This is a genomic window from Streptomyces griseoviridis (genome assembly GCF_005222485.1).
GTDB classification, from domain to species: Bacteria; Actinomycetota; Actinomycetes; order Streptomycetales; family Streptomycetaceae; genus Streptomyces; species Streptomyces hintoniae.
Map to the genome: position 1 here is coordinate 6,609,085 of NZ_CP029078.1, position 22,034 is coordinate 6,631,118.

20 protein-coding genes are annotated in these 22,034 nt (G+C 73.6%); 14 read left to right on the top strand and 6 right to left on the bottom strand.

The window, feature by feature from the left end; all coding sequences use genetic code 11:
- Positions 1 to 170: 170 nt before the first annotated feature.
- The 3 genes from DDJ31_RS28680 (at position 171) to DDJ31_RS28690 (ending at position 4,055) form a co-directional block, all read left to right on the top strand.
- Positions 171 to 1,835: a helix-turn-helix domain-containing protein gene (locus tag DDJ31_RS28680; protein ID WP_127177495.1), complete on the top strand. Its 1,665-nt coding sequence runs from the start codon at positions 171 to 173 to the stop codon at positions 1,833 to 1,835.
- 23 nt (positions 1,836 to 1,858) lie between these two features.
- Complete coding sequence (locus DDJ31_RS28685) at positions 1,859 to 2,791, top strand: LysR family transcriptional regulator (protein WP_127177494.1); 933 nt, start codon at positions 1,859 to 1,861, stop codon at positions 2,789 to 2,791.
- 103 nt (positions 2,792 to 2,894) lie between these two features.
- Complete coding sequence (locus DDJ31_RS28690) at positions 2,895 to 4,055, top strand: NAD-dependent formate dehydrogenase (protein WP_127177493.1); 1,161 nt, start codon at positions 2,895 to 2,897, stop codon at positions 4,053 to 4,055.
- 73 nt (positions 4,056 to 4,128) lie between these two features.
- On the opposite strand, the gene DDJ31_RS28695 is transcribed toward DDJ31_RS28690, so the two are convergent.
- Together DDJ31_RS28695 and DDJ31_RS28700 are read right to left on the bottom strand one after the other, a co-directional pair.
- Positions 4,129 to 4,785 (bottom strand): DUF305 domain-containing protein, encoded by a 657-nt coding sequence (locus DDJ31_RS28695; RefSeq protein ID WP_127177492.1) that lies wholly within the window; start codon positions 4,783 to 4,785, stop codon positions 4,129 to 4,131.
- Between the two features lie 124 nt (positions 4,786 to 4,909).
- The gene (locus tag DDJ31_RS28700; protein WP_171480916.1) at positions 4,910 to 5,374 is read right to left on the bottom strand and encodes a DUF6153 family protein; all 465 of its coding nucleotides are present in this window, start codon (positions 5,372 to 5,374) and stop codon (positions 4,910 to 4,912) included.
- Positions 5,375 to 5,576: 202 nt separating this feature from the next.
- Here DDJ31_RS28700 and DDJ31_RS28705 point away from each other — a divergent pair, with 202 nt between their 5' ends.
- Together DDJ31_RS28705 and DDJ31_RS28710 are read left to right on the top strand one after the other, a co-directional pair.
- The gene (locus DDJ31_RS28705; protein ID WP_127177491.1) at positions 5,577 to 6,251 is read left to right on the top strand and encodes a hypothetical protein; all 675 of its coding nucleotides are present in this window, start codon (positions 5,577 to 5,579) and stop codon (positions 6,249 to 6,251) included.
- 38 nt (positions 6,252 to 6,289) lie between these two features.
- Complete coding sequence (locus tag DDJ31_RS28710; RefSeq protein ID WP_127177490.1) at positions 6,290 to 7,018, top strand: YcnI family protein; 729 nt, start codon at positions 6,290 to 6,292, stop codon at positions 7,016 to 7,018.
- Between the two features lie 365 nt (positions 7,019 to 7,383).
- Here the strand turns inward: DDJ31_RS28710 and DDJ31_RS28715 are convergent, their stop codons facing one another.
- Positions 7,384 to 9,072 carry a hypothetical protein gene (locus DDJ31_RS28715; RefSeq protein ID WP_127177489.1) on the bottom strand — a complete coding sequence of 563 codons (1,689 nt, stop codon included), beginning with the start codon at positions 9,070 to 9,072 and terminating at the stop codon, positions 7,384 to 7,386.
- Between the two features lie 295 nt (positions 9,073 to 9,367).
- On the opposite strand from DDJ31_RS28715, the gene DDJ31_RS28720 reads away from it, so the two are divergent.
- From DDJ31_RS28720 to DDJ31_RS28750, 7 genes are all read left to right on the top strand, one after another.
- The gene (locus DDJ31_RS28720; protein ID WP_127177488.1) at positions 9,368 to 9,757 is read left to right on the top strand and encodes a cell division protein SepF; all 390 of its coding nucleotides are present in this window, start codon (positions 9,368 to 9,370) and stop codon (positions 9,755 to 9,757) included.
- Positions 9,758 to 9,794: 37 nt separating this feature from the next.
- Positions 9,795 to 10,145 (top strand): nucleotide pyrophosphohydrolase, encoded by a 351-nt coding sequence (locus DDJ31_RS28725; RefSeq protein ID WP_127177487.1) that lies wholly within the window; start codon positions 9,795 to 9,797, stop codon positions 10,143 to 10,145.
- Positions 10,146 to 10,356: 211 nt separating this feature from the next.
- Positions 10,357 to 10,827, top strand: coding sequence for a DUF6099 family protein (locus tag DDJ31_RS28730; RefSeq protein ID WP_127177486.1), 471 nt, complete (start codon positions 10,357 to 10,359; stop codon positions 10,825 to 10,827).
- A gap of 39 nt (positions 10,828 to 10,866) precedes the next feature.
- Positions 10,867 to 11,055 (top strand): hypothetical protein, encoded by a 189-nt coding sequence (locus tag DDJ31_RS28735; protein ID WP_171480917.1) that lies wholly within the window; start codon positions 10,867 to 10,869, stop codon positions 11,053 to 11,055.
- Between the two features lie 168 nt (positions 11,056 to 11,223).
- Entirely contained in the window at positions 11,224 to 12,147 is a 924-nt protein-coding gene (locus DDJ31_RS28740; RefSeq protein ID WP_127177485.1) for an LLM class F420-dependent oxidoreductase, read from the top strand.
- Between the two features lie 158 nt (positions 12,148 to 12,305).
- Positions 12,306 to 13,838: a 3' terminal RNA ribose 2'-O-methyltransferase Hen1 gene (locus DDJ31_RS28745; protein WP_127177484.1), complete on the top strand. Its 1,533-nt coding sequence runs from the start codon at positions 12,306 to 12,308 to the stop codon at positions 13,836 to 13,838.
- A complete protein-coding gene (locus DDJ31_RS28750; protein ID WP_127177483.1) occupies positions 13,835 to 16,387 on the top strand; it encodes a polynucleotide kinase-phosphatase in 2,553 nt (850 codons plus the stop codon). The genes DDJ31_RS28745 and DDJ31_RS28750 overlap by 4 nt, the downstream gene beginning before the upstream one ends.
- A gap of 179 nt (positions 16,388 to 16,566) precedes the next feature.
- Here DDJ31_RS28750 and DDJ31_RS28755 read toward each other — a convergent pair whose 3' ends face one another.
- Complete coding sequence (locus tag DDJ31_RS28755; RefSeq protein WP_127177482.1) at positions 16,567 to 17,460, bottom strand: NAD(+)/NADH kinase; 894 nt, start codon at positions 17,458 to 17,460, stop codon at positions 16,567 to 16,569.
- Positions 17,457 to 18,626 (bottom strand): SPFH domain-containing protein, encoded by a 1,170-nt coding sequence (locus tag DDJ31_RS28760; RefSeq protein ID WP_127182565.1) that lies wholly within the window; start codon positions 18,624 to 18,626, stop codon positions 17,457 to 17,459. Before DDJ31_RS28760 ends, DDJ31_RS28755 begins: the two co-directional genes overlap by 4 nt.
- Before the next feature lie 242 nt (positions 18,627 to 18,868).
- Here DDJ31_RS28760 and DDJ31_RS28765 point away from each other — a divergent pair, with 242 nt between their 5' ends.
- Positions 18,869 to 20,092: an arginine deiminase gene (locus DDJ31_RS28765; RefSeq protein WP_127177481.1), complete on the top strand. Its 1,224-nt coding sequence runs from the start codon at positions 18,869 to 18,871 to the stop codon at positions 20,090 to 20,092.
- 144 nt (positions 20,093 to 20,236) lie between these two features.
- Positions 20,237 to 21,244, top strand: a complete 1,008-nt coding sequence (argF, locus tag DDJ31_RS28770; RefSeq protein WP_127177480.1) for an ornithine carbamoyltransferase — start codon at positions 20,237 to 20,239, stop codon at positions 21,242 to 21,244.
- Between the two features lie 75 nt (positions 21,245 to 21,319).
- Here the strand turns inward: argF and DDJ31_RS28775 are convergent, their stop codons facing one another.
- Positions 21,320 to 21,775, bottom strand: a complete 456-nt coding sequence (locus tag DDJ31_RS28775; protein WP_127177479.1) for an ATP-binding protein — start codon at positions 21,773 to 21,775, stop codon at positions 21,320 to 21,322.
- Positions 21,776 to 22,034: the final 259 nt, after the last annotated feature.

Here is a 22,034-nt window from a genome sequence, read left to right on the forward strand (position 1 = left end):
AACAGATACCCGTCCGGGACGACTGGTCCCTGGTACGGAAAACACGGCACCCCGCGGGCCCGCGCTGGAGGATCCACCAAGGGATGTTCCCCCAGGATGCCCTTGCATTTACGATGCTGAAACCCACGTTCACCTGGTGAATGCGAGGACGGCGCGAGGAGTCTGAGCACATGCACGTCGAACACCTGCTGGGGGACGAGTCCCTGGGCCTGCGCCTGCTGTGGGCCGACAGCACCCTGCTGCGGCGGGAGATCAGCGGGGTGACCGTCACCGATCTGGCGGACCCGTCCCGGTTCGTACGGCCGGGTGAGGCGGTGCTCAGCGGGCTCGTGTGGTGGCGCCGGGACGACGGCGCCCAACGGGCGGAACGATTCGTCGCCGCGCTCAGGGACGCGGGCGCCGCCGTGCTGCTGGCCGGCGAGGAGACCCACGGCACGGTCCCCGCCGACCTCGTGGCCGCCTGCGAACGGCACCGGATGCCCCTGGCCGCCGTCCCCGCCCCGGTGCTGTTCCGCGCCATCACCGACACCGTCTACCTGCGCCGATGGGGTGAGCTGAGCCGCCACCACGCGCTGCCCGAGCAGATACGCGGCGGCCTGAGCCGGCTGCTCGCCAGGGACGCGGGCCCCGACGCCCTGCTCGCCGCCGCCTTCGCCCACCTCGACAGGGCCACCGCCTACGTCCTCACCCCGTCCGGACGGACCGTCGCCGCCACCGAGGACGCGCCCGCCATCCCGGCCGAAGAGGCCGCCGCGCTGGTCGGGACGGACGCCGTGCCGGTCGACGCGGAGGCGGTCTCACCGTACGAGCACTGGCATCTGTACCTGCCCGACCCCGCGGCCGTGCCGCCGCGCATGCTGCACGACGTCGCCGCCGTCCTCGGCCGCTGCCAGGAGTCGGCCGCCAGGCGCCGGGCCGCCGACCACCAGGCCGCCGGCGAACTCGGCGCCCTCCTCGCCGCCCCCGACGCCGAACCGGCCGCGATCGGGGCCGCCCTGCGCGCCTGCGGCCTGCCGCCCGCGGGCCGCTACCGCGTCCTGGTCGCCGAGGCCCGCCAGGAGGGCCACGCGGAAGCCGCCCTCACCGAGGCGACGGCCCACACCACCGGCCCGTCGGCGGTCGGCCGCCTGCCCGATGGAGCCGCCTTCGCCCTGGTGCCCGCCGATTCCGCGACCGACCTCGCCCGCACCTGGGCCCTGGTGACCGCCCGCGCCCCCGAGGTGACCGTGCACGCCGGCGCCGGCACGGAACCGGCCCCCGCACCCGTGGCCCCGCCCCGCCGCGGCAGGCAGATCCGCGGCGACGGCGACGAGACCCCGCCGACCGCGACCTCCCCGCACGGAACCTCCCCGCACGGCACCTCCCCGCGCACCACCGCAGCCGACCGCCCGGAGGCCGAGCCGCCGGACACCGGGGCCCGCGGGCTCAGCGGGGCCCTCGCCGAGGCCCGCTGGGCGCTCGCCTCCGTGCGCGCCACCTCACCCGGCGTCTCCGCCGTCGCCGACTCCACCGCCCTCGACAGCCTCGGCGCGCTGCTCACCGGCATCCCCGCCGAGGTCCGCGCCCTCTTCAGCCGCACCGTCCTCGGGCCACTGCTGCGCCCGCGCACCGCCTCCACCGCCGCCCTCCTGGAGACGCTGGAGACCTTCCTCGCCCACGACGGCTCCTGGGCCCGCACCGCCGACGCCCTCCACCTGCACGTCAACACCGTCCACTACCGCGTCGGCCGCATCGAACACCTCACCGGACGCGACCTCTCCCGCCTCTCCGACCGCCTCGACCTCTGGGCCGCGCTGCTGTGCCGCCCCGACCATGGGACGGGCACCACACCCTGACCCCTCGTGAGCGGAGGCCGCGCATGCTGCTGCGCCAACTGGAGTACCTCGTCGCGCTCGCCAGGGAACGGCACTTCGCCCGCGCCGCCGCGGCCTGCCACGTCTCCCAGCCGTCCCTGTCCGCCGCCGTCCGCCGCCTCGAACACGAACTGCGGGTCCCGATCGTGCGGCGCGGCAACCGCTACGAGGGCCTCACCCCCGAGGGCGAGGTCGTCCTCGCCTGGGCGCACCGCATCCTCGCCGAACGCGACAGCCTGCGACAGGAGTTGTCGAGTCTGCGGGACGGCCTCACCGGCACCCTGCGGCTCGGTGTCGTGCCCACCGCGCTGCCCGCCGCGACCCTCCTCACCACCCCGTTCTGCGACCGCCACCCGCGCGCGGGCGTCAGCGTCGAGTCCCTGTCGTCCGCCGACATCACCTTGCAACTCACCGAGTTCGCACTCGACGTCGCGATGACCTACCTCGACGACGACACCCCGCGCCAGGCCCGCCGCTTCCCCCTCTACGAGGAGCGGTACGTGCTGCTCACCCCCGTCGACGGACCCCTCGCCCACGCCGCGCGGGCCCGCTGGTCCGAGGCCGCCGCGCTGCCGCTGTGCCTGCTCAACCCGCGGATGCGCAACCGCCGCATCATGGACGAGTGCTTCGCCGCCGACGGCGCCACCGCCCGGCCCGCCATCGAGTCCGACAGCGTCGCGGGACTCTACGCGCACCTGCCCGGCGGACGCTGGTCGAGCGTCATCTCCCACGCCTGGCTGCACCTGTTCGGGGTGCCCGACGGCATGCGCGTCGTCCCCCTCGAAGGCCCCGCGCACGGACCGCGCGTCGGACTCGTCGTCACCCGCGGCGAACCCGGCTCGGTCCTCGCCGAGGCCTTCCTCACCGTCGCCCGCGAGGCAGGCGTCCGCGACGCCCTCGACACCCTCCTGCGCACCTACCTCACCGACGTCGGCTGATAGCCGCCCGCTATCCCGGCATAAACAAGAACGCTTTGACCCGGGCGACCCATCCCAGGATCGTGAACGGCACGCCACGAAAAGCCAGTTGAGGAGCCGTGTCATGGCCAAGGTGCTCTGCGTCCTGTACGACGACCCCACCGACGGATTCCCCACCACGTACGCCCGCGACGACCTCCCCGTCATCGACCGCTATCCCGGCGGCCAGACCACCCCGACCCCCGAGGCGCTCGACTTCACCCCCGGCCACCTGCTCGGCAGCGTCTCCGGCGGACTCGGCCTGCGCGGCTACCTGGAGAAGGCCGGCCACACCCTCGTCGTCACCTCCGACAAGGAGGGCCCCGACTCCGTCTTCGACCGCGAACTGCCCGACGCGGACGTTGTCATCTCGCAGCCCTTCTGGCCTGCCTACCTCACCCCCGAACGCATCGCCGCCGCGACCCGCCTCAAGCTCGCCGTCACCGCGGGCATCGGCTCCGACCACGTCGACCTCGACGCGGCCGTCGCCCACGGCGTGACGGTCGCCGAGGTCACGTACTCCAACAGCGTCAGCGTCGCCGAGCACGTCGTCATGACGATCCTCTCCCTGGTGCGCGACTACCTGCCCGCGCACCAGGTCGTCCTCGACGGCGGCTGGAACATCGCGGACCGCGTGGCCCGTTCGTACGACCTGGAGGGCATGCACGTCGGCACGGTCGCCGCCGGACGCATCGGCCTCGCCGTGCTGCGCCGCCTCGCGCCCTTCGACGTGCGGCTGCACTACACCGACCGGCACCGGCTGCCGCGCGCCCAGGAGGAGGAGTTGGGCCTCACCTTCCACGAGAGCGCCGCCGCGATGGTCCCGCACTGCGACGTCGTCACCGTCAACGCGCCCCTGCACCCCGAGACCGAGGGCCTCTTCGACGACGAGCTGATCTCCACCATGAAGCGCGGCGCCTACCTCGTCAACACCGCCCGCGCCCGCATCGCCGACCGTGACGCCGTCGAACGGGCCCTGCGTTCAGGCCAGTTGGCGGGCTACGGCGGTGACGTCTGGTATCCGCAGCCGGCCCCGGCCGACCACCCCTGGCGAACCATGCCGCACCACGGCATGACCCCGCACATCTCCGGCTCCTCCCTCTCCGCGCAGGCCCGTTACGCGGCCGGCACCCGGGAGATCCTGGAGTCCTTCTTCGCGGGCCGCCCGATCCGCGACGAGTACCTGATCGTGGACGGCGGCCGGCTCGCCGGCACCGGGGCGCACTCCTACTCCGTGACCGGCTGACCCGCCGGGAGCGACGCACGCGGGCCCGGCCGGTCACCTCCGACCTGCCGGGCCCGCGCGCGTCCCGCCCCGCCTACTCCGTGCCGAGCAGCCCCTTCATCTCGGCGATCTCGGCGCTCTGGGCGTCGGCGATGTCACCCGCGAGCACGGTGGCGGGTTGGTAGGCGCCCTTCCGGCGCTCGGCCGCGGCCATCTCGACGGCGCCCCTGTGGTGGTCGACCATCATGGTCAAAAACCGGGTGTCGAAGGCCGCCCCCGATGCCTTCTCCAACTCCGCCATGTCGTCCCCGCCCATCATGCCGGGCATGCCGGTGTGCCCCATGTGCCGCGCCGTGCCGGAGCCCGGCACGTCCTCGCCCCAGGCCCGCAGCCAGCCGGACAGGGTGCGGATCTCCGGGTCCTGGGCCTTCTCGATCCGCGCCGCGAGGTCCCGCACCCGCGCGGACGCGGCCCGGTCCGCGGCCAGCCCGGCCATCTCCAGGGCCTGCCGGTGGTGCGGGATCATGCCCTGCGCGAAGGCGACGTCCTGCGCGTTGTGGGCGCCGGTGACCGACGGGGACGCCGTCGCGCCGTGCCCGCTGTGGCCGCCGCCGTCACCGTCGCCGCCGGTACCGCAGGCGGACAGGGCGAGGACGGCGGCGAGGGCGACCGCCGTCAGCAGCGGGGATGTCGTGCCCGGACGCGAGGTGCCCCGGGTCGTGGCACGGATGCCGGTTCGGGTGATGCGCATGCTGAACTCCGTTGCTGTACAAGGGGAACGCGAGGGCGCGCGGCAGTGCGCGACGGCTCGCGGGAATCGGACACGTCGGCACTCCGCGCCTGGCCTGACCGAGGCGCGGGGTGCGGTCGGGTGCCTATATCCGCAGCAGTTGGAGTTCGGCGAGGGACGGCGGGGCGCGGGCGCCGTCCGGGGCCGCGGCCCGGCGGCCGGGTACCGCGCCCGCGGGGGCGGCGTCGACGACGGGCCCGACGGCGAGGCCGGGCAGCGAGGGCCCGCCGTTCACCGCGCCCGACGCGCAGCTCTGGTCGGCGTGCCGGAGATGCCCGCCGCCGTGGCGCCCCGCGTCCGCGCGGGTGCCCGCGTCGGCGACGGCTGTCATCGTCCGGGACGCGTCGGCGACGGCCGTCATCGGCTGGTGCGCGTCTGCGACCGCCGTCATCGTCCGGTGTGCGGGGGCGACGGCCGACGTGTGTCCCGCGCCGCCGCCGGGGGCGAGCGCGTGCATCGCGAACACCCCGGCCAGCAGCGCGAGCACCAGCACCGACCGCCACCGCACGGCGGGCGGCGGCACGGCGGTTCGCTGGGCGCGGGCTGTCACGCGCCCATGCTACGCAGCCCGTCCCGCACTCCTGCTCCGCCGTCCAGGTGACCCCCGAAGGCGCCGGGGGGGCGGCGCGGGGCCGTCCACAGGGCGCGGCCGTGACGCCTGGGCGGTGTGGACGGGCCGGTGCGCGGTGCCGGTGCGCGGTCTGCCGGGACCGGCGGCGCCGCCCGGCGACCGCGTGGCAGTATCGGGCGGCATGACGGCCTCTTCGTCGGTACGCGGGCTGCGCGCGGCGGTCTTCGCCGTGCTGTGCGTCCTGCTCGCCACCGCGGGCCACGCGCTGGCGACCGGAACGGCACCGCCGGCCCTGGTCCAGGTCGCGGGATGCGTACCGGTGTGCGCGGCCGGCTGGCTGCTGGGCGGCCGTGAACGGTCGCTGCCGGCGATCGGCGCGGCGACCCTCACCGCGCAGGGCGCGCTGCACGCCCTGTTCGGAGCGGCCGGGCGGGACGCGATGACGTCCATGGGGATGCCGACGCCGGGCCCCCACCCGGCTCGCCCCTCCCCGCGACCCAGGATTCCCCATCCGCACCGGTCGCTCCCCCACCTCCCGCACCCGCTCACCCCGCACGCGCACGCGTTCACCCCGCACCCGCTTGTCGCGCACGCCACCGCCGCCCATGTCCTGGCCGCCCTGCTGCTCACCTGGTGGCTGCGGCGCGGCGAGGCCGCGCTCTGGGCGCTGCTGCGGTGGGCCGTCGCGCTGGTGCCTGGCCTGGTGGCCTGGTGGCGGGCGGGGGAGTGGGACGGGCCTGTGCCGCCGGACGCGGTGCGCCGAGGCGCCGAAGGGCCGCGAGCCCCGCGAGGGTCGCCGCTGCGGCACGTGGTGCGGCGGCGCGGGCCGCCGTCCGGGGTCAGTCCCGCGCTCTGACCCCAACGCCCGCCTCCCGTACGGAGATCGAGTCACACATGTCCGCACACCGTTTCCTCCCGCGCCGCGCAGGCGCCGTGGTCGTCCTGGCCGCCGCGGCGGTCGTCGCCGCGGCGGGTGCCGCCTCCGCGCATGTCACCGTCCACCCCGAGAGCTACCCCGAGGGCGCCACCGACGGCGTCCTCACCTTCCGGATCCCCAACGAGGAGGACACCGCGAGCACCACCGAGGTACGGGTCTTCCTGCCCACCGACCACCCCGTACTCGGCGTGCTCGTCTCGCCCCAGGACGGCTGGCGGGCGAAGGTCACCACCAGCAAGCTCAGGACGCCGGTCAAGACCGACGACGGCACCCTCACCGACGCCGTCTCCGAGATCACCTGGACCGGCGGGAGGATCGGCGCCGGCCGGTACGAGGACTTCGACGTGGCGTTCGGGGAACTCCCGGACAACGCGCGCCAGTTGACGTTCAAGACGCTCCAGACGTACTCCGACGGCAGGACCGTCCGCTGGATCGAGGAAGCGGCGCCGGGCGACGACGAGCCGGAGAACCCGGCGCCCGTGCTCCGACTGACCGCGAAGTCGGGAGCGCCAGGCGGCACTTCGGCCGCCGGGACCACGGCAGACGGGACCGCGACCGCCTCCGGCGCCCGTTCGGGCGCGAGCGACTCCACCGCCCGCGGCCTGGGCGTCGCCGGACTGGTGGTCGGCGTCCTCGGTCTCGTGGCCGCCGGCTTCGCGGTCCTGCGCGGTCGCCGCCCGGCGTGACGGACACCCGCCGTGGGGCGGGCGGCCTGGGCCACCGGCTGTGCGGTGAGGGCGTCCACCGGTGGACGCCACCACGCGCCGCTCCAGAGTCTCCCGGGCCCGCGTGACCCTCGTCGGCCGGTCGGCCTAGCCGGGCGCCCGCTCCTCGACCTCCGCGCGGGGCCGGGGAGCGGGTGGGCGTCCGGTCGTCCAGATCCGCATGACCCGCAGGACCGGGGAGAGGTCCTGGGAGAGGTCAGGACCGTCATCGTGACAGCCCGACGGCGGTGACTGGGAGGCGGAGTTCACGGGTGCGGGCGCCGAACTCCGCCGGGTGGGGCGCAGGTCGGCCCGCGTCGCCCGCGCATCCGCTCGTCGTCGTCACGTCAACCGGGCGTGGGCGAGGCGAAGTCGAGCCGGAGGTAGGTGCTCGTGAGGGTCTGGGGTGCGGGGGTGAAGACGCGGAGCCTGACCCGGGTGCCGGGGCGGCTCGGCAGGTCGAAGCGTCCTTCGGGCGGCCGGACGGCCACCGTCACCGTGCCGTGCGCGGGCACCACCGTGGGGCCCCGCACCACCGACCAGAACTTGGACATGCCCTGGCTCGTGGTCAGCATGTAGTGCGGAGTGAGCGTGGCCGCACCGGAGTTGGTGACCCGCAGCGTCAGCCGCGACACCGCGTGCGCGCCGTCCCTGCGCACGCCGGTGACCGCGAGCCGAAGCGGCGGCGACCCGGTGACCGCGACCCCCGCGCTCACCAGCGCGGGACAGAGCACCAGGACGGCCGCCGCGATCCTGGCCGCCCGCCGGTGCGGTCCGGCCAGCGGCCGGGGGCGCGGCTGCCAGGCGCCCGCGAACTCGGCGGGCGGCGCGGTCACCGCCGCGGCCAGCCACAGCGGCGTCATCATCAGGTAGTAGCCGTCCTGCGAGCGGGTCGCGAGGAAGAAGGCGCACCACGGCAGGACGGTCGCCGCGGGGCCGAGCCTGCGCGGGAACAGCACCAGCAGCGCGAGCAGCCCGGCCGCCAGCAGCAGACTCGCGTGCCCGTACCAGTCGAGCCGGTCGCTGCCGCCGGTGAGGTACAGGGAGACGCCCACCAGGCCCTGGCCGTGCAGCACCGCGCCCTGCGTCAGCGGCAGCGCGATCCCGCGCAGCCAGGCGCCTTCCTCGCTCACCAGGAAGTACGTGTTGATCAGCAGCCAGACGGTGACGGCGACCCCGACGATCCGCAGGACCACCAGCGCTGCGGCCCGCCCGCCCAGTTCGCCCCTGCGCACCGCGTAGACGCCGGCCAGCAGGAACGGCGCCAGGAACCAGGGGAGTTGCTGTGCCGCGCAGGCCGCGCCCAGGCAGGCCGCCCGTGCCAGTCCCGCGGCGCCGAGCCGGCCGCCCCGCCCGATCCGCGGCCAGCCCACCACCACCGGGATCAGCAGGGCGAGCCCGGTGATCGCCGGGTAGCCGAGGCGGCCGTACGTCGGCAGGAAGCCGAAGCCGAGGCAGGCCATGGTCGCCGCGGACCGCCAGGGCGCGGGCAGCATCCGCCACAGCACGACGGCGGCGACGACCAGCGCGCCGGTGCTCAGCGCCGTCGCGGGGGCGCCGCCGTGGCCGAGCCACAGCAGCGGCGCGGTCAGCAGCGGGGCCAGCGGGGGATAGCCGTAGGTGAAGTCGTAGCCGCCGGTGACGGTCGGGGTGAGGGCGACGCCGTGCCGGAACAGCCAGGGCCACGGCTGCCCGTAGACGGCGTGGCCCGCGACGAGTTCCCTGGCGGCCTGGGTGGTGAGCAGCGCCTCGTCGGACCCCGTGTGGTTCATCACCCAGCCGCAGAGCGCGAGGGCGACGGCGGTGACCAGCACGGCGAGGTCCACGCGGGCCAGCGAGCGGGCTCCGCGGACCACCAGGGCCAGCACCCCGCACACCAGGATCGAGGCATAGCAGACGGAGATGACGACGGCGACGGGCAGGCGGTGTCCCGCCGCCTGCGTCCACACCGAGCGGGTGCCGATGAAGAGGCTGACGTCGGCGAGGAGGGTGAGGACCCGGTGCCACTGCGCGGGGGGTTCCGGTGCGGCGGACACCGCCGACAGTGTCCGCCGTCCGGGTGCCACCAGCTGCGTTTCTGCCAAGTGCACGACACAGGACCGTAGTGCGGCCCGGTGAGGGGGGCGTCTTCGGAGGTGAAGAGTCCGGTGTGAGCCGAGTAAGAAGCCCCGATCCATAAGAAAACAGTCGAAGTCGCGCTCTTTCGTGCGAACTGTGGGCGATAGCTCTGATGTCGGCGGTCGCGCCGTGTCGTTGTTGGGCCGAACGGGTGACTTGGCGTAAGAATTGACTGGTGCAGGAAACGAGTGCGAGTCAGGTCGGGGGGAGCCGGTGAACAGCCACGACGTCACCGATGAACAGTGGGAAGGGCTCGCCCAGGTCGTGCCGCTGCGGGGCCGGGACGCCTGGCCGTCCGCGGTGGGCCACCGGTCGCTGCCGGACGACGAGACAGAGGTCAGGCGCCGGTTCGTCGTCCTGAGAGTCAATGTGTTCGCCGACGCGCGCGAGGTCGCCGAGACGCTGATGGCGGGCATCCCCGTGCTGCTCGACCTCAGCGGCGCGGAGGGCGAGACGGCCAAGCGGGTGCTGGACTTCAGCACCGGCGTCGTCTTCGGTCTGGGCAGCGGGATGCACCGGGTGGACCGCAATGTGTTCCTCCTGACGCCGTCCGGCACCCAGGTCACGGACCGGATGGGGGGCGGGGAGGCGACGGGCGTCTGACCGGGGCCGCGGGAGGGGTGGTGATACACCTGGAGCCGTGACCGAACCTCTCCCCGGCCCCCAGGACGCACCGCTCGACGTGGCGGGACTCCAGCGCAGGCTCGCCGACTTCGCCGCCGCCCGCGACTGGCAGCAGTACCACACCCCCAAGAACCTCGTCGCCGCCCTCAGTGTGGAGGCGTCCGAACTCGTCGAGATCTTCCAGTGGTTGACCCCGCAGGAGTCGACCCGGGTGATGGCCGACCCGGACACCGCCCACCGGGTCAGGGACGAGGTCGCCGACGTCCTCGCCTATCTGCTCCAACTCTGCGAGGTGCTCGGCGTCGACGCGCTCGCGGCCCTCGACGCGAAGATCGACCGCAACGAACGACGCTTCCCGGCCCCCTGAACCGGGCCCCGGTGAAGGGAGTTGCGAAGAGTTGCCTCCTCCGTTTTCACTCTTCGTAGTCGAAATCGCGCCTGAAATCGATTTGTTGTCCACAGATTTCGGTCGTACCCTGGCGTTCTTCCCTTCGAGCCCTCACTCTGGGTAGTGAACAGCGGTGTTCGGGCGGGCGCGCGCAGAGATCGCGTCACAGACGGACGGGCAGGGACAGCGCATGGATGCGGTGCGGCTCATCGTGAAGAGCAGACGTGCTCTGGCGGGGACCGGCGGCACGCCGGACATTCTGACGGAGGTGTGGCAGGCGCAGGCCCTGGCACAGGCGATAGGAAGTCGCCTCGCGGTGACGGGTCCGCCCGAACTGCGCGGCGAGGCACTGGGATTGACGGAGCTGGCGGGCCGGGGCTGCGGAGTCCTCGAAGCACCCGACCTCACCCTGGAGGAACTGCGCGCGGCCCAGCTGACCGAGCTGGGCGACGCGGGCCGTACCCTCCGCTGCCTCGGCGGCCTCCTCGGCGAGGTCGGCATCGCCCTGGTCGGCATCGCCTGCTCGGTGGCCGACGAAGCCACCTACTGGCAGTGCATGGAGGCCATCGACGCGGCCGACGAAGCCAGGGACCGGGTCAGGGAGATGCTCCGCAAACTCGCGGACCGGGAGTCACTGCTGCCGGAACGGGAGGCGGGATAGCGACGGGACAGACCCGGGACAGGGGCAGACTCCGGGGACATGGACAGCCCCGGGAACATGGACAGCCCCGGGAACATGGACACCCCCAGGGACGGCACCGCGCCCCGCCCCGGCTCAGGCGCGGCCACGGCACCCCACGACGGACGCGACCCGCACGGCGTCCAAGGCGGCCGGAGCGCACGAGGCGCACGAGACGTCCACGCCACGGACGCGACCCGCACGGCGTAAGGCATCCGGGCGGCCAAGGCATCCAGGACACACGTGGCATCCAGGGCACACGCGGCGTCCACGACGGACGCGGCGCCCACGGCCCGCACCGGGTTTCACCCGACCGGTGAGGCCCTGCCCGGCGGCACCGGTGCGGCCGACCGGCACCCGACCGTGCAGGATGGACGCATGGATCTTCGCATCTTCACCGAGCCCCAGCAGGGGGCCACCTACGACACACTCCTGACCGTGGCGAAGGCCACCGAGGACCTCGGGTTCGACGCCTTCTTCCGCTCCGACCACTATCTCCACATGGGGGACGTGGACGGCCTGCCGGGACCCACCGACGCCTGGATCACCCTCGCCGGGCTCGCCCGTGAGACCCGCCGCATCCGCCTCGGCACCCTGATGACCGCCGGCACCTTCCGGCTCCCCGGCGTCCTCGCCATCCAGGTCGCCCAGGTCGACCAGATGTCCGGTGGCCGGGTCGAACTCGGCCTCGGCGCGGGCTGGTTCGAGCAGGAGCACACGGCGTACGGCATCCCCTTCCCGAAGGAGAAGTTCGGCCGCTTGGAGGAGCAGCTCGACATCGTCACCGGCCTGTGGGCCACCGAGCCCGGCGAGACCTTCGACTTCCACGGCACGTACTACGACCTCACCGACTCGCCCGCGCTGCCCAAGCCGGCCCAGGCGAAGATCCCGGTCCTGATCGGCGGCCACGGCGCGACCCGCACCCCGAAGCTCGCCGCCCGCTTCGCCGACGAGTTCAACATCCCGTTCGCCTCCGTCGAGGACAGCGCCCGCCAGTTCGGCCGGGTCCGCGCCGCCGCCGAGGAGGCCGGACGCGCCGAAGGCGACCTCGTCTACTCCGCCGCCCTCGTCGCCTGCGTCGGCAAGGACGACCAGGAGCTGGCCCGCCGCGCCGCCGCCATCGGCCGCGAGGTCGACGAGCTGAAGGCCAACGGACTCGCCGGTTCCCCCGCCGAGGTCGTCGACAAGATCGGCCGCTACGCCGAGACCGGCGCGAGCCGCCTCTACCTCCAGATCCTCGACCTCGACGACCTGGACCACCTGGAGCTGATCTCCGCCGAGGTCCAGTCGCAGCTGTCGTAACGGCGCACGTCAGCCGCCCGCGCAATAAAGGAGGGCGCGGGTCCGCCACCCTGTGCGAAGGTGACAGCGCCGTCCTGCCGAGCCCCCGGGATCAGCGTCCCGGGGGCTTTCGCGCGCACGGCTCCCGAAACCGTCCGCCCGTCGGAGAGGCCCTCCGCATGTTCCTGACCCTCACCACCACCGGCACGCCCGAACGTCCCGCCACCGATCTGGGACATCTGCTGCACAAGCATCCCGACCGCGCGCAGACGTTCTCGACCTCCTACGGCACCGCGCACGTCCTCTACCCCGAGGCCGGTCCCGCGCGCTGCACGGCGGCCCTGCTGCTGGAGGTCGACGCGGTGGCCCTGGTCAGGCGCGGCAAGGGCAAGGGGCGCGGCGGCGCCCCCGACGCGGCACTCGCCCAGTACGTCAACGACCGTCCCTACGCGGCCTCCTCGCTGCTCGCGGTGGCCCTGAGCACCGTCTTCTCCACCGCCATGCGCGGCGTCTGCAAGGCCCTGCCCGAGCGTGCGGCCGAGCCGCTGCCGCTGCGCGTCGAGGTGCCCGCGCTGCCCGCGCGCGGCGGCCCCGACCTGGTCCGGCGGATCTTCGCGCCGCTCGGCTGGACGGTCACCGCCGAACCCGTCGCCCTGGACGGCGAGTTCCCCGAGTGGGGCGACTCGCGCTACGTACGGCTCGTCCTGGAGTCGGAGCGGCTCACCGTCGCCGAGGCGCTGCGCCACCTCTACGTCCTGCTGCCGGTCCTCGACGACGCCAAGCACTACTGGGTCGCCCCCGACGAGGTCGACAAGCTGCTGCGGGCCGGCGAGGGCTGGCTGCCGGCCCACCCCGAACAGAAGCTCATCACCAGCCGCTACCTGGCCCGCCGCTGGTCGCTGACCCAGCAGGCGAGGGAGCGCCTCGAACTGGTCAGGCTCGCGGAGAGCGACGACAGCCAGGTCACCGAGATCGACAACGCGGTCGCCGCCGACACCGGGACCGAGGAGCGGCCCACCCCGCTCGCTGTGCGGCGCAGGGACGCGATCCTGGCCGCCCTGCGGCAGGCGGGGGCCGCCCGCGTCCTCGACCTCGGCTGCGGCCAGGGCGAGTTGGTGCAGGCGCTGCTCAAGGACGTCAGGTTCACCGAGATCGTCGGCGTCGACGTGTCGATGCGGGCGCTCACCATCGCGGGCCGGCGGCTCAGGCTGGACCGGCTGGGGGAGCGGCAGGCGTCCCGGGTCACCCTGCTCCAGGGCTCCCTCGCCTACACCGACAAGCGGCTGGCGGGCTACGACGCGGCCGTCCTCAGCGAGGTCGTCGAACACGTCGACCTGCCCAGGCTGCCGGCCGTCGAGTACGCGGTGTTCGGCGCCGCGCGCCCCAGGACCGTCCTGGTGACCACCCCGAACGTCGAGTACAACGTCCGCTGGGACTCCCTCCCGGCCGGGCATGTCCGGCACGGCGACCACCGGTTCGAGTGGACCCGCGAGGAGTTCCGCGCCTGGGCCGCCGCCGTCGCCGAACGGCACGGCTACACCGTGGAGTTCACACCCGTCGGCCCCGACGACCCCGAGGTGGGCCCGCCCACCCAGATGGCCGTGTTCACCATGAGGACGACGCACGGGACCGACCAGGACGACCGCGACGGCCAGAACGACGCGACCCACGACCGGCGCGACAGGCGCGCGAAGGAGGCGGAGGCGGCATGACCGAGCACCGGGAACCACGACAGCCAGGGCGCGCCCTGCCCGTCACCGACCTCTCCCTCGTCGTCCTCGTCGGCGCCTCGGGCTCCGGCAAGTCGACCTTCGCCCGCAAGCACTTCAAGCCGACCGAGGTGCTCTCCTCCGACTTCTGCCGGGGCCTGGTCGCCGACGACGAGAACGACCAGAGCGCGAGCAAGGACGCCTTCGACGTCCTGCACCACATCGCCGGCAAGCGGCTCGCGGCCGGCCGCCGTACCGTCGTCGACGCCACCAGCGTGCAGTCCGACTCCCGCAAGCAACTGATCGAGCTGGCACGGCAGTACGACGTGCTGCCCATCGCCGTCGTCCTCGACGTGCCGGAGGAGGTGTGCGTCGCGCGCAACGCGACCCGCGCCGACCGGGCGGAGCTGCCGCGCCGGGTCGTGCAGCGCCACATCCGCGAACTCCGCCGCTCCCTGCTCCACCTGGAGCGCGAGGGCTTCCGCAAGGTGCACGTCCTGCGCGGGGTGGAGGAGGTGGAGCACGCCACCGTCGTCACCGAGAAGCGCTTCAACGACCTGACCCACCGCACAGGGCCCTTCGACATCATCGGCGACATCCACGGCTGCGCCCGCGAACTGGAGTCGCTGCTCGCGAAGTTGGGGTACGCCGACGGCGTCCACCCCGAGGGGCGGACGGCCGTCTTCGTCGGCGACCTCGTCGACCGCGGCCCCGACAGCCCCGCGGTGCTGCGCCGGGTGATGGGCATGGTGCGGTCGGGCGCCGCGCTCTGCGTGCCCGGCAACCACGAGAACAAGTACGGCCGCCACCTGAGGGGCCGCACGGTCAAGGCCACCCACGGACTCGCCGAGACCATCGCGCAGATGGACGGCGAGAGCGACGAGTTCCGCACCGAGGTGAGGGAGTTCATCGACGGCCTGGTCAGCCACTACGTCCTCGACGGCGGCCGTCTCGTCGTCTGCCACGCCGGGCTGCCCGAGAAGTACCACGGCCGCACCTCAGGACGGGTCCGCTCGCACGCCCTCTACGGCGACACCACGGGCGAGACCGACGAGTTCGGGCTGCCGGTGCGCTACCCGTGGGCCGAGGACTACCGGGGCCGCGCGGCGGTCGTCTACGGCCACACCCCGGTACCGGAGGCGACCTGGCTCAACAACACCATCTGCCTGGACACCGGCGCCGTCTTCGGCGGCAAGCTGACCGCGCTGCGCTGGCCGGAGCGCGAACTGGTCGACGTACCCGCCGAGCGGGTCTGGTACGAACCGGCGAGACCGCTGCGCACCGAGGCGCCCGGCGGCCACGACGGCCGCCCGCTCGACCTCGCGGACGTGCGCGGACGCCGGACCGTGGAGACCAGGCACCAGGGCCGGATCGCCGTCAGGGAGGAGAACGCGGCGGCCGCCCTGGAGGTCATGAGCCGCTTCGCCGTCGACCCGCGGCTGCTGCCGTACCTCCCGCCGACCATGGCGCCGACCGCGACCAGCGGGCAGGACGGCTACCTGGAGCACCCGGTGGAGGCGTTCGCGCAGTACGCCAAGGACGGCGTCGAGCGGGTCGTGTGCGAGGAGAAGCACATGGGCTCCCGGGCCGTCGCCCTGGTCTGCCGGGACGCCGACGCGGCCCGCGCGCGGTTCGGCGTCGACGGCCCGACCGGGTCCCTCTACACCAGGACCGGCCGGCCGTTCTTCGACGACGCCTCCGTCACCGAGGAGATCCTCGGACGGCTGCGCACCGCGATCGGCGCGGCCGGGCTGTGGGACGAACTCGACACCGACTGGCTCCTGTTGGACGCCGAGCTGATGCCGTGGTCGCTGAAGGCTGCGGGCCTGCTGCGCAGCCAGTACGCGGCCGTGGGCGCCGCCTCGGGGGCCGTCTTCCCCGGCGTGCTCGCCGCCCTCGAAGGCGCCGCCGCCCGCGGTGTCGACGTCGCCGACCTGCACGACCGGCAGCGCCGACGCGCCTCGGACGCCGCGAGGTTCACCGACGCCTACCGCCGCTACTGCTGGCCGACGGACGGCCTCGACGGCGTCCGCCTGGCGCCCTTCCAGATCCTCGCCGCGCGCGGACGCAGCCTCGCCGCCCTGCCGCACGACGAGCAACTCGCCCTGCTCGACCGGATGGTGGAGCACGACGGCACCGGACTGCTCAGGACCACCCGGCGCCTGCACGTCGACACCGGGGACCCGGAGTCGGTGCGGGCGGGCGTCGACTGGTGGCTGGAGATGACCGGCGGGGGCGGCGAGGGCATGGTCGTCAAGCCGCTCGGCGCGCTGCCGCGCGACGGGCAGAACCGCCTGGTCCAGCCCGGCATCAAGTGCCGGGGCCGGGAGTACCTGCGGATCATCTACGGTCCCGAGTACACCCGCCCCGACCACCTCACCGCGCTGCGCGGACGCTCCCTCAACCACAAGCGTTCGCTGGCGATCCGTGAGTACGCCCTGGGGCTCGAGGCCCTGGACCGGCTCGCGGACGGCGAGCCGCTGTGGCGGGTGCACGAGGCGGTGTTCGGGGTGCTGGCCCTGGAGTCGGAGCCGGTCGACCCCCGGCTGTGACGCCCGGCGCCGGGGTCGGTCGACCCCGGCCGGCGCGCTCCGCGTCGGGGTCGGTGAACGCGGCCTGGACGTTCCGCGTCGGGGGGTTGGTCGAACTCGGCCTGGACGTTCCGCGTCGGGGTCGGTCGAACTCGGCCCGGAGGTTGGGCGTCGGGGCCGGTCATCGCCTGCCGCGACGCTCAGCCCACCAGCCGCAGGGCGGTGCCCGCCACCCCGACCCTGACCGTCTGCCCCCAGGTCAGCTCCAGGGCGTCCGCCTCCATGCCGTCCCCGAAGGCGATGAGCCGTTCGGACTCGACGGTGACGTGGAGGCGGGCGGCGGCGGCCAGTTGACCGGCGACCAGGGAGGTGCCGGTCGCCGGTGACGGCCAGGCCTCGCGGACGAACCAGAGCAGCCTGGCCTCGTCGCGTCCTGGCAGCGGCAGCCCGCCGCCGCGCTCCTGCCAGACCGAGCGGATCCAGCCGGTGGCGCCGGTGCCGGTGCCCACCAGCACCCCGGACGAGGCCTGGGCCTCGGCGGCACCCCTGTCGCCGTCGAGGCCCAGGCGGTACCTGGCCGTCTGGTGCCCGGCCGCGCCCAGATAGATCTCGTTGAGGGCGAGCAGCCGCTGGGTGTCGTCGGCCACCGCCTCCACCATGGTCAGTTCGTCGACCGCGCCGGTGAACGCCGACGGCAGCAGCGCCGCCGCGTCCGCCGGGCGGTGCCTGACCAGCACCCCCGGGTTGCGGCCCGGGTCGGTGTCGATGCCCAACACCGGCTGCCCGGCCAGGTACTTGGCGACGTTCGCCACCAGTCCGTCCTGTCCGACGACCACGACCGCGTCCTCCGGCGCGAACAGGAACCGGTCCAGATCGGCCCGCTCCACCCGGGTCTGACGCCACGTCAGCGGAATCGCCGAGGTCACCTCGGCCAGTGCCCGCCGGGTGCGGTGGTGCCGCTCGGCGATCTCGGCGATGTCCCGGCCCCGGGAGGAGAGGAAGAACGCGGCCTGCCCGTGCGTACCGTGGTGGGCCACCAACTCCTCGTACTCCGTCCTGCGGTGGACGATCACCACCCGGGGCGCCAGGCTCATTCCCGCTCCCCGCCGCCCAGCTTGGCGAGCAGCCCGGTCAGCACATCGGGCGAGACCGTGAGGTTCTCGATGTGCGGCAGGTTGTCCGCGAGCCGGGTCCCGGTGAGCGCGTGCAGGGTCGCCACGTCGACGTCGGCGTGCACCCGCAGCCAGGCGGCCTGCGCCTGAGCGCGCGCCTCGCCGGTCTCGCGGGCGGCCTCCGCCTCCGCGCGGGCCAGCCGCACCGTGCGGACGGCCTCGGCCTCGGAGAGCTTCACCGACCGCGCGGCCTCCGCCTCCGTCAGCCGCTGCGAGCGCTGTGCCTCCGCGTCGGCCATCCTGACCTGGTTGTCGGCCTCCGCCTCGGCGAGCTTCACCGAACGGGCCGCCTCGGCCTCGGCGAGCCGGACCGTCCTGGCCGCCTCGGCGCCCGCCGTCACCGCGTCCGCCGCCGCCCGCTCCTCCGCCTCACGCCGTGCGTTGGTGCCACGCTGGTCGACCAACTGCTCCTCGCGGCGGGCCAGTTCGATCTGGCTGGCGAGTTCGTTCTCGGCGATGGCGCGCTCCCGCTCGACGGCCACCGCGCGCCGCTCGTAGGTCGCCCGGTCGGCCTCCTGCTGGATCTGCTCCCTGGCCGGGGTGCGCAGCGCCCGCTCCACCTCGGGCTCCGGGCGCAGCGCCACCACCCGCACGGCCACCACCTCGATGCCGGTGGCCGGCAGCCTGGGCTCCGCGGTGAGGCCCGCCGCGACCCGCTCGCGCACCGCGGCCACCCCGTCGACCAGCGCGGCCGACAGCGTCGTACGGGCGAGGACGTCCAGCGCGTGCTGCTGGGCCGTCTCGGTCAGCAGGGTGCCGAGCTGTTCCAGCGGGGCGCCCCGCCACACCCCGGTGTCCGGGTCGACGGAGAAGTCGAGGCGGGCGGCGGCGAGCGCCGGGTCGCTGATCCGGTAGGTGACCGTGGCCTGGACCGCGACGTCCTGGAAGTCGGAGGTGCGGGCGTGGAAGGTCATCGCCAGCTCGCGGTCGTCCACCGGGACTTCGGAGAGCGCGGCGGTCAGCGAGCGGAACCAGAAGCTCAGCCCCGGTCCGTCGTGCACCAGTTCGCCCGCGCGGTGGTGGCGGATGTGCGCGGTCGGCGCGCCGCGCAGATGGCGCCAGCCAAGGCGCCTGGTGATGTCGGCCATGTGGTGCGACCCCTCCCTCTTTCTCGTCACCACGACGATAATAGGGATGCCTGCTAATCGTCAAGAGGACGAGAACGAGGGATCGGGGGCGGGGCGCGAAGCCGGAGCCAAGGGCGAGGCGGGCGGGGGAGAAGGGCGGGAATCCCGCGGACCCGGGCGGCGGATCGAGGGAATGAGCACAAGAGGGTGCCTAAACGGTCGACCGGTGGGTGAACGCGGTCGGCGATGGTCAGGATGGAGTCATGGGATTCCATGTCGACTCCGAGGCCGGGCGGCTGCGCCGCGTCATCCTCCACCGGCCCGACCTAGAGCTCAAAAGGCTCACCCCCAGCAACAAGGACGCCCTCCTCTTCGACGACCTGCTCTGGGTGCGCCGGGCGCGCGCCGAGCACGACGGCTTCGCGGACGTCCTGCGCGACCGGGGGGTCACCGTCCACCTCTTCGGCGACCTGCTCACCGAGGCCCTGGCGATCCCGGCGGCCCGCACCCTCGTCCTCGACCGGGTCTTCGACGAGAAGGAGTACGGCGTCCTCGCCACCGACCACCTCAGGGCCGCCTTCGAGAACCTCCCCGCGGCCGACCTGGCGGAGGTGCTGATCGGCGGCATGACCAAACGGGAGTTCCTGGCCGCCCACCCGGAACCGACGTCCGTGCGCTTCCACGTCATGGACCTCGACGACTTCCTCCTCGGCCCGCTGCCCAACCACCTCTTCACCCGCGACACCTCCGCCTGGATCTACGACGGCGTCTCCATCAACGCGATGCGCTGGCCGGCCAGGCAGCGCGAGACCGTGCACTTCGAGGCGATCTACCAACACCACCCCCTCTTCCGTGCCGAGACCTTCCAGGTCTGGTCGCAGGGCCAGGCCGACTACCCGTCCACCATCGAGGGCGGCGACGTCCTGGTCATCGGCGGCGGCGCCGTCCTCATCGGGATGAGCGAGCGCACCACGCCGCAGGCCGTCGAGATGCTCGCGCACAAGCTGTTCGCGGCCGGCTCCGCGCGGACCATCGTCGCCCTCGACATGCCGAAGCGCCGCGCCTTCATGCACCTGGACACCGTGATGACGATGGTCGACGGCGACACCTTCACCCAGTACGCGGGCCTCGGCATGCTCCGCTCCTACACCATCGAACCGGGCGTCGGCGAGAAGGAGTTGAAGGTCACCGACCATCCGCCCGAGCACATGCACCGCGCGATCGCCGCCGCCCTCGGGCTGGACGAGATCCGGGTCCTCACCGCCACCCAGGACGTGCACGCGGCCGAGCGCGAGCAGTGGGACGACGGCTGCAACGTGCTCGCCGTCGAGCCGGGTGTGGTCGTCGCCTACGAGCGCAACGCGACCACAAACACCCACCTGCGCAAACAAGGCATCGAGGTGATCGAGATCCCGGGCAGCGAGCTGGGCCGGGGCAGGGGCGGCCCCCGCTGCATGAGCTGCCCGGTCGTGCGGGACGCCGTATAGGGGCGCTGGGGGCGCTGGGGGCGCTGGGGTGCGCGGGAAGCAGGGGGTGGGCGGCGGCCGTCTTCGAACATGGGGCCGTATAGAAATGTAGGGCATCGTATAGACTTCCATTTCATTCCCGTCACCGCATCTCTGGAGCGCCCCATGGCGACAGCCCCGACCGCCCTCGCCGGGCGCCACTTCCTCAAGGAGCTCGACTTCACCGGGCCGGAGCTGCGCGGTCTGATCGAGCTGGCCGCGGAGCTGAAGGCCGCGAAGCGGGCCGGGACCGAGACGCGCCGGCTGACCGGGAAGAACATCGCGCTGATCTTCGAGAAGACCTCGACGCGCACCCGCTGCGCGTTCGAGGTCGCCGCGGCCGACCAGGGCGCCTCCACGACCTACCTGGACCCCGCGGGGTCGCAGATCGGCCACAAGGAGTCCGTGAAGGACACCGCCCGGGTCCTGGGCCGGATGTACGACGGCATCGAGTACCGGGGCGACAGCCAGGCCAAGGTCGAGGAGCTGGCCGCGCACGCCGGTGTGCCCGTCTTCAACGGCCTCACCGACGACTGGCACCCCACCCAGATGCTGGCCGACGTGCTCACCATGACCGAGCACACCGCCAAGCCCCTCACCGGCATCGCCTTCGCCTACCTCGGCGACGCCCGCTTCAACATGGGCAACTCGTACCTGATCACCGGCGCGCTGCTGGGCATGGACGTCAGGATCGTCGCCCCGAAGGCGTACTGGCCGGCCCAGGAGATCGTGGACCGGGCGCACGCGCTGGCGGAGGGGAGCGGCGCCCGCGTCACCCTCACCGAGTCCGTCGCGGACGGCGTGCGGGGCGCGGACTTCGTCGCCACCGACGTCTGGGTCTCCATGGGCGAGCCGAAGGACGTGTGGGACGAGCGGATCGCCGCGCTGTCGCCGTACGCCGTGACGATGGACGTCCTGCGGGCCACCGGCAACCCCGACGTGAAGTTCCTGCACTGCCTGCCGGCCTTCCACGACCTCGGCACCAAGGTCGGCCGGGAGATCCACGAGAGCCACGGCCTCACCTCGCTCGAAGTGACCGACGAGGTGTTCGAGTCGGACCGCTCGGTCGTCTTCGACGAGGCGGAGAACCGGATGCACACCATCAAGGCCGTCCTCGTCGCCACCCTCGCCTGACCCGCCCGGCTGCGGCGGGGACCCGCGCCCCCGGCCCGCCGCGCCTCCGGGCAGGCCGGGGCCCGGGGCGCCGGGTCACGCCTGACGGGCCCCTCCCGGCGTGAGCGCCGGCAGCCGGAACCACACCGCCTTGCCCGACTCCGTCGGCCGGTGCCCGCAGGACGAACTGAGCGTGCGGATCAGCAGCAGCCCCCGCCCGTGCTCCTGCCACGGGTCGGGCACCTTGCCCACCGGCACGGTCAGATCACCGGGCGGCGCCGGGTCGGGATCGTGCACCTCGACCCGGCAGCCGGACGGCAGCAGCTCCACCACCAGCTCTATCGGGCTGTCCCCGACGGTGTGCTCCACCGCGTTGGCGACCAGCTCGGCCGTCAGCAGCTCCGCCGTGTCGCTGTCGGCGCCGTGCTCCAGTTCGGCGAGCGCCGTGCGCACCAGGGCGCGGGCCAGCGGCACGGCCGCGGTGGAGTGCGGCAGCGCGATGCGCCAGGAGGCGGAGGCGGCGGGGAGTTCGTGCACAGCGAGTCCGTTCATGAGCAGGCTGTCCTGCTTTCAACCATATGTAGCGTACGGCGCCGTCCGGCAGGGCCGTCCGACGGGCACCGAGCGGGACCTTCGGCCCTGCTGGATGCGCCATACCCGCAGAGGCCGCTCGCCTCCCGCGCCCGCTCCCGCTGTTACGCCCCCGTCGACGAGCCGTGACGACCCGGCCGTGTCCGAAAGGCCGCACCCCGTCCGGACCGGCCTATCGCGCACTCGTGACGACAGTCACGAACCGGTGATAGCTTCGGGA

What these genes read in the sequence shown, in the direction of transcription:
- DDJ31_RS28775 (WP_127177479.1), bottom strand. Translation starts at nt 21,775, where the DNA reads ATGAACGGACTCGCTGTGCACGAACTCCCCGCCGCCTCCGCCTCCTGG.
- DDJ31_RS28695 (WP_127177492.1), bottom strand. Translation starts at nt 4,785, where the DNA reads ATGCGCATCACCCGAACCGGCATCCGTGCCACGACCCGGGGCACCTCG.
- DDJ31_RS28765 (WP_127177481.1), top strand. Translation starts at nt 18,869, where the DNA reads ATGGGATTCCATGTCGACTCCGAGGCCGGGCGGCTGCGCCGCGTCATC.
- DDJ31_RS28730 (WP_127177486.1), top strand. Translation starts at nt 10,357, where the DNA reads ATGGATGCGGTGCGGCTCATCGTGAAGAGCAGACGTGCTCTGGCGGGG.
- DDJ31_RS28710 (WP_127177490.1), top strand. Translation starts at nt 6,290, where the DNA reads ATGTCCGCACACCGTTTCCTCCCGCGCCGCGCAGGCGCCGTGGTCGTC.
- DDJ31_RS28745 (WP_127177484.1), top strand. Translation starts at nt 12,306, where the DNA reads ATGTTCCTGACCCTCACCACCACCGGCACGCCCGAACGTCCCGCCACC.
- DDJ31_RS28735 (WP_171480917.1), top strand. Translation starts at nt 10,867, where the DNA reads ATGGACAGCCCCGGGAACATGGACAGCCCCGGGAACATGGACACCCCC.
- DDJ31_RS28705 (WP_127177491.1), top strand. Translation starts at nt 5,577, where the DNA reads ATGACGGCCTCTTCGTCGGTACGCGGGCTGCGCGCGGCGGTCTTCGCC.
- DDJ31_RS28750 (WP_127177483.1), top strand. Translation starts at nt 13,835, where the DNA reads ATGACCGAGCACCGGGAACCACGACAGCCAGGGCGCGCCCTGCCCGTC.
- DDJ31_RS28690 (WP_127177493.1), top strand. Translation starts at nt 2,895, where the DNA reads ATGGCCAAGGTGCTCTGCGTCCTGTACGACGACCCCACCGACGGATTC.
- DDJ31_RS28680 (WP_127177495.1), top strand. Translation starts at nt 171, where the DNA reads ATGCACGTCGAACACCTGCTGGGGGACGAGTCCCTGGGCCTGCGCCTG.
- DDJ31_RS28760 (WP_127182565.1), bottom strand. Translation starts at nt 18,626, where the DNA reads ATGGCCGACATCACCAGGCGCCTTGGCTGGCGCCATCTGCGCGGCGCG.
- argF (WP_127177480.1), top strand. Translation starts at nt 20,237, where the DNA reads ATGGCGACAGCCCCGACCGCCCTCGCCGGGCGCCACTTCCTCAAGGAG.
- DDJ31_RS28685 (WP_127177494.1), top strand. Translation starts at nt 1,859, where the DNA reads ATGCTGCTGCGCCAACTGGAGTACCTCGTCGCGCTCGCCAGGGAACGG.
- DDJ31_RS28755 (WP_127177482.1), bottom strand. Translation starts at nt 17,460, where the DNA reads ATGAGCCTGGCGCCCCGGGTGGTGATCGTCCACCGCAGGACGGAGTAC.
- DDJ31_RS28740 (WP_127177485.1), top strand. Translation starts at nt 11,224, where the DNA reads ATGGATCTTCGCATCTTCACCGAGCCCCAGCAGGGGGCCACCTACGAC.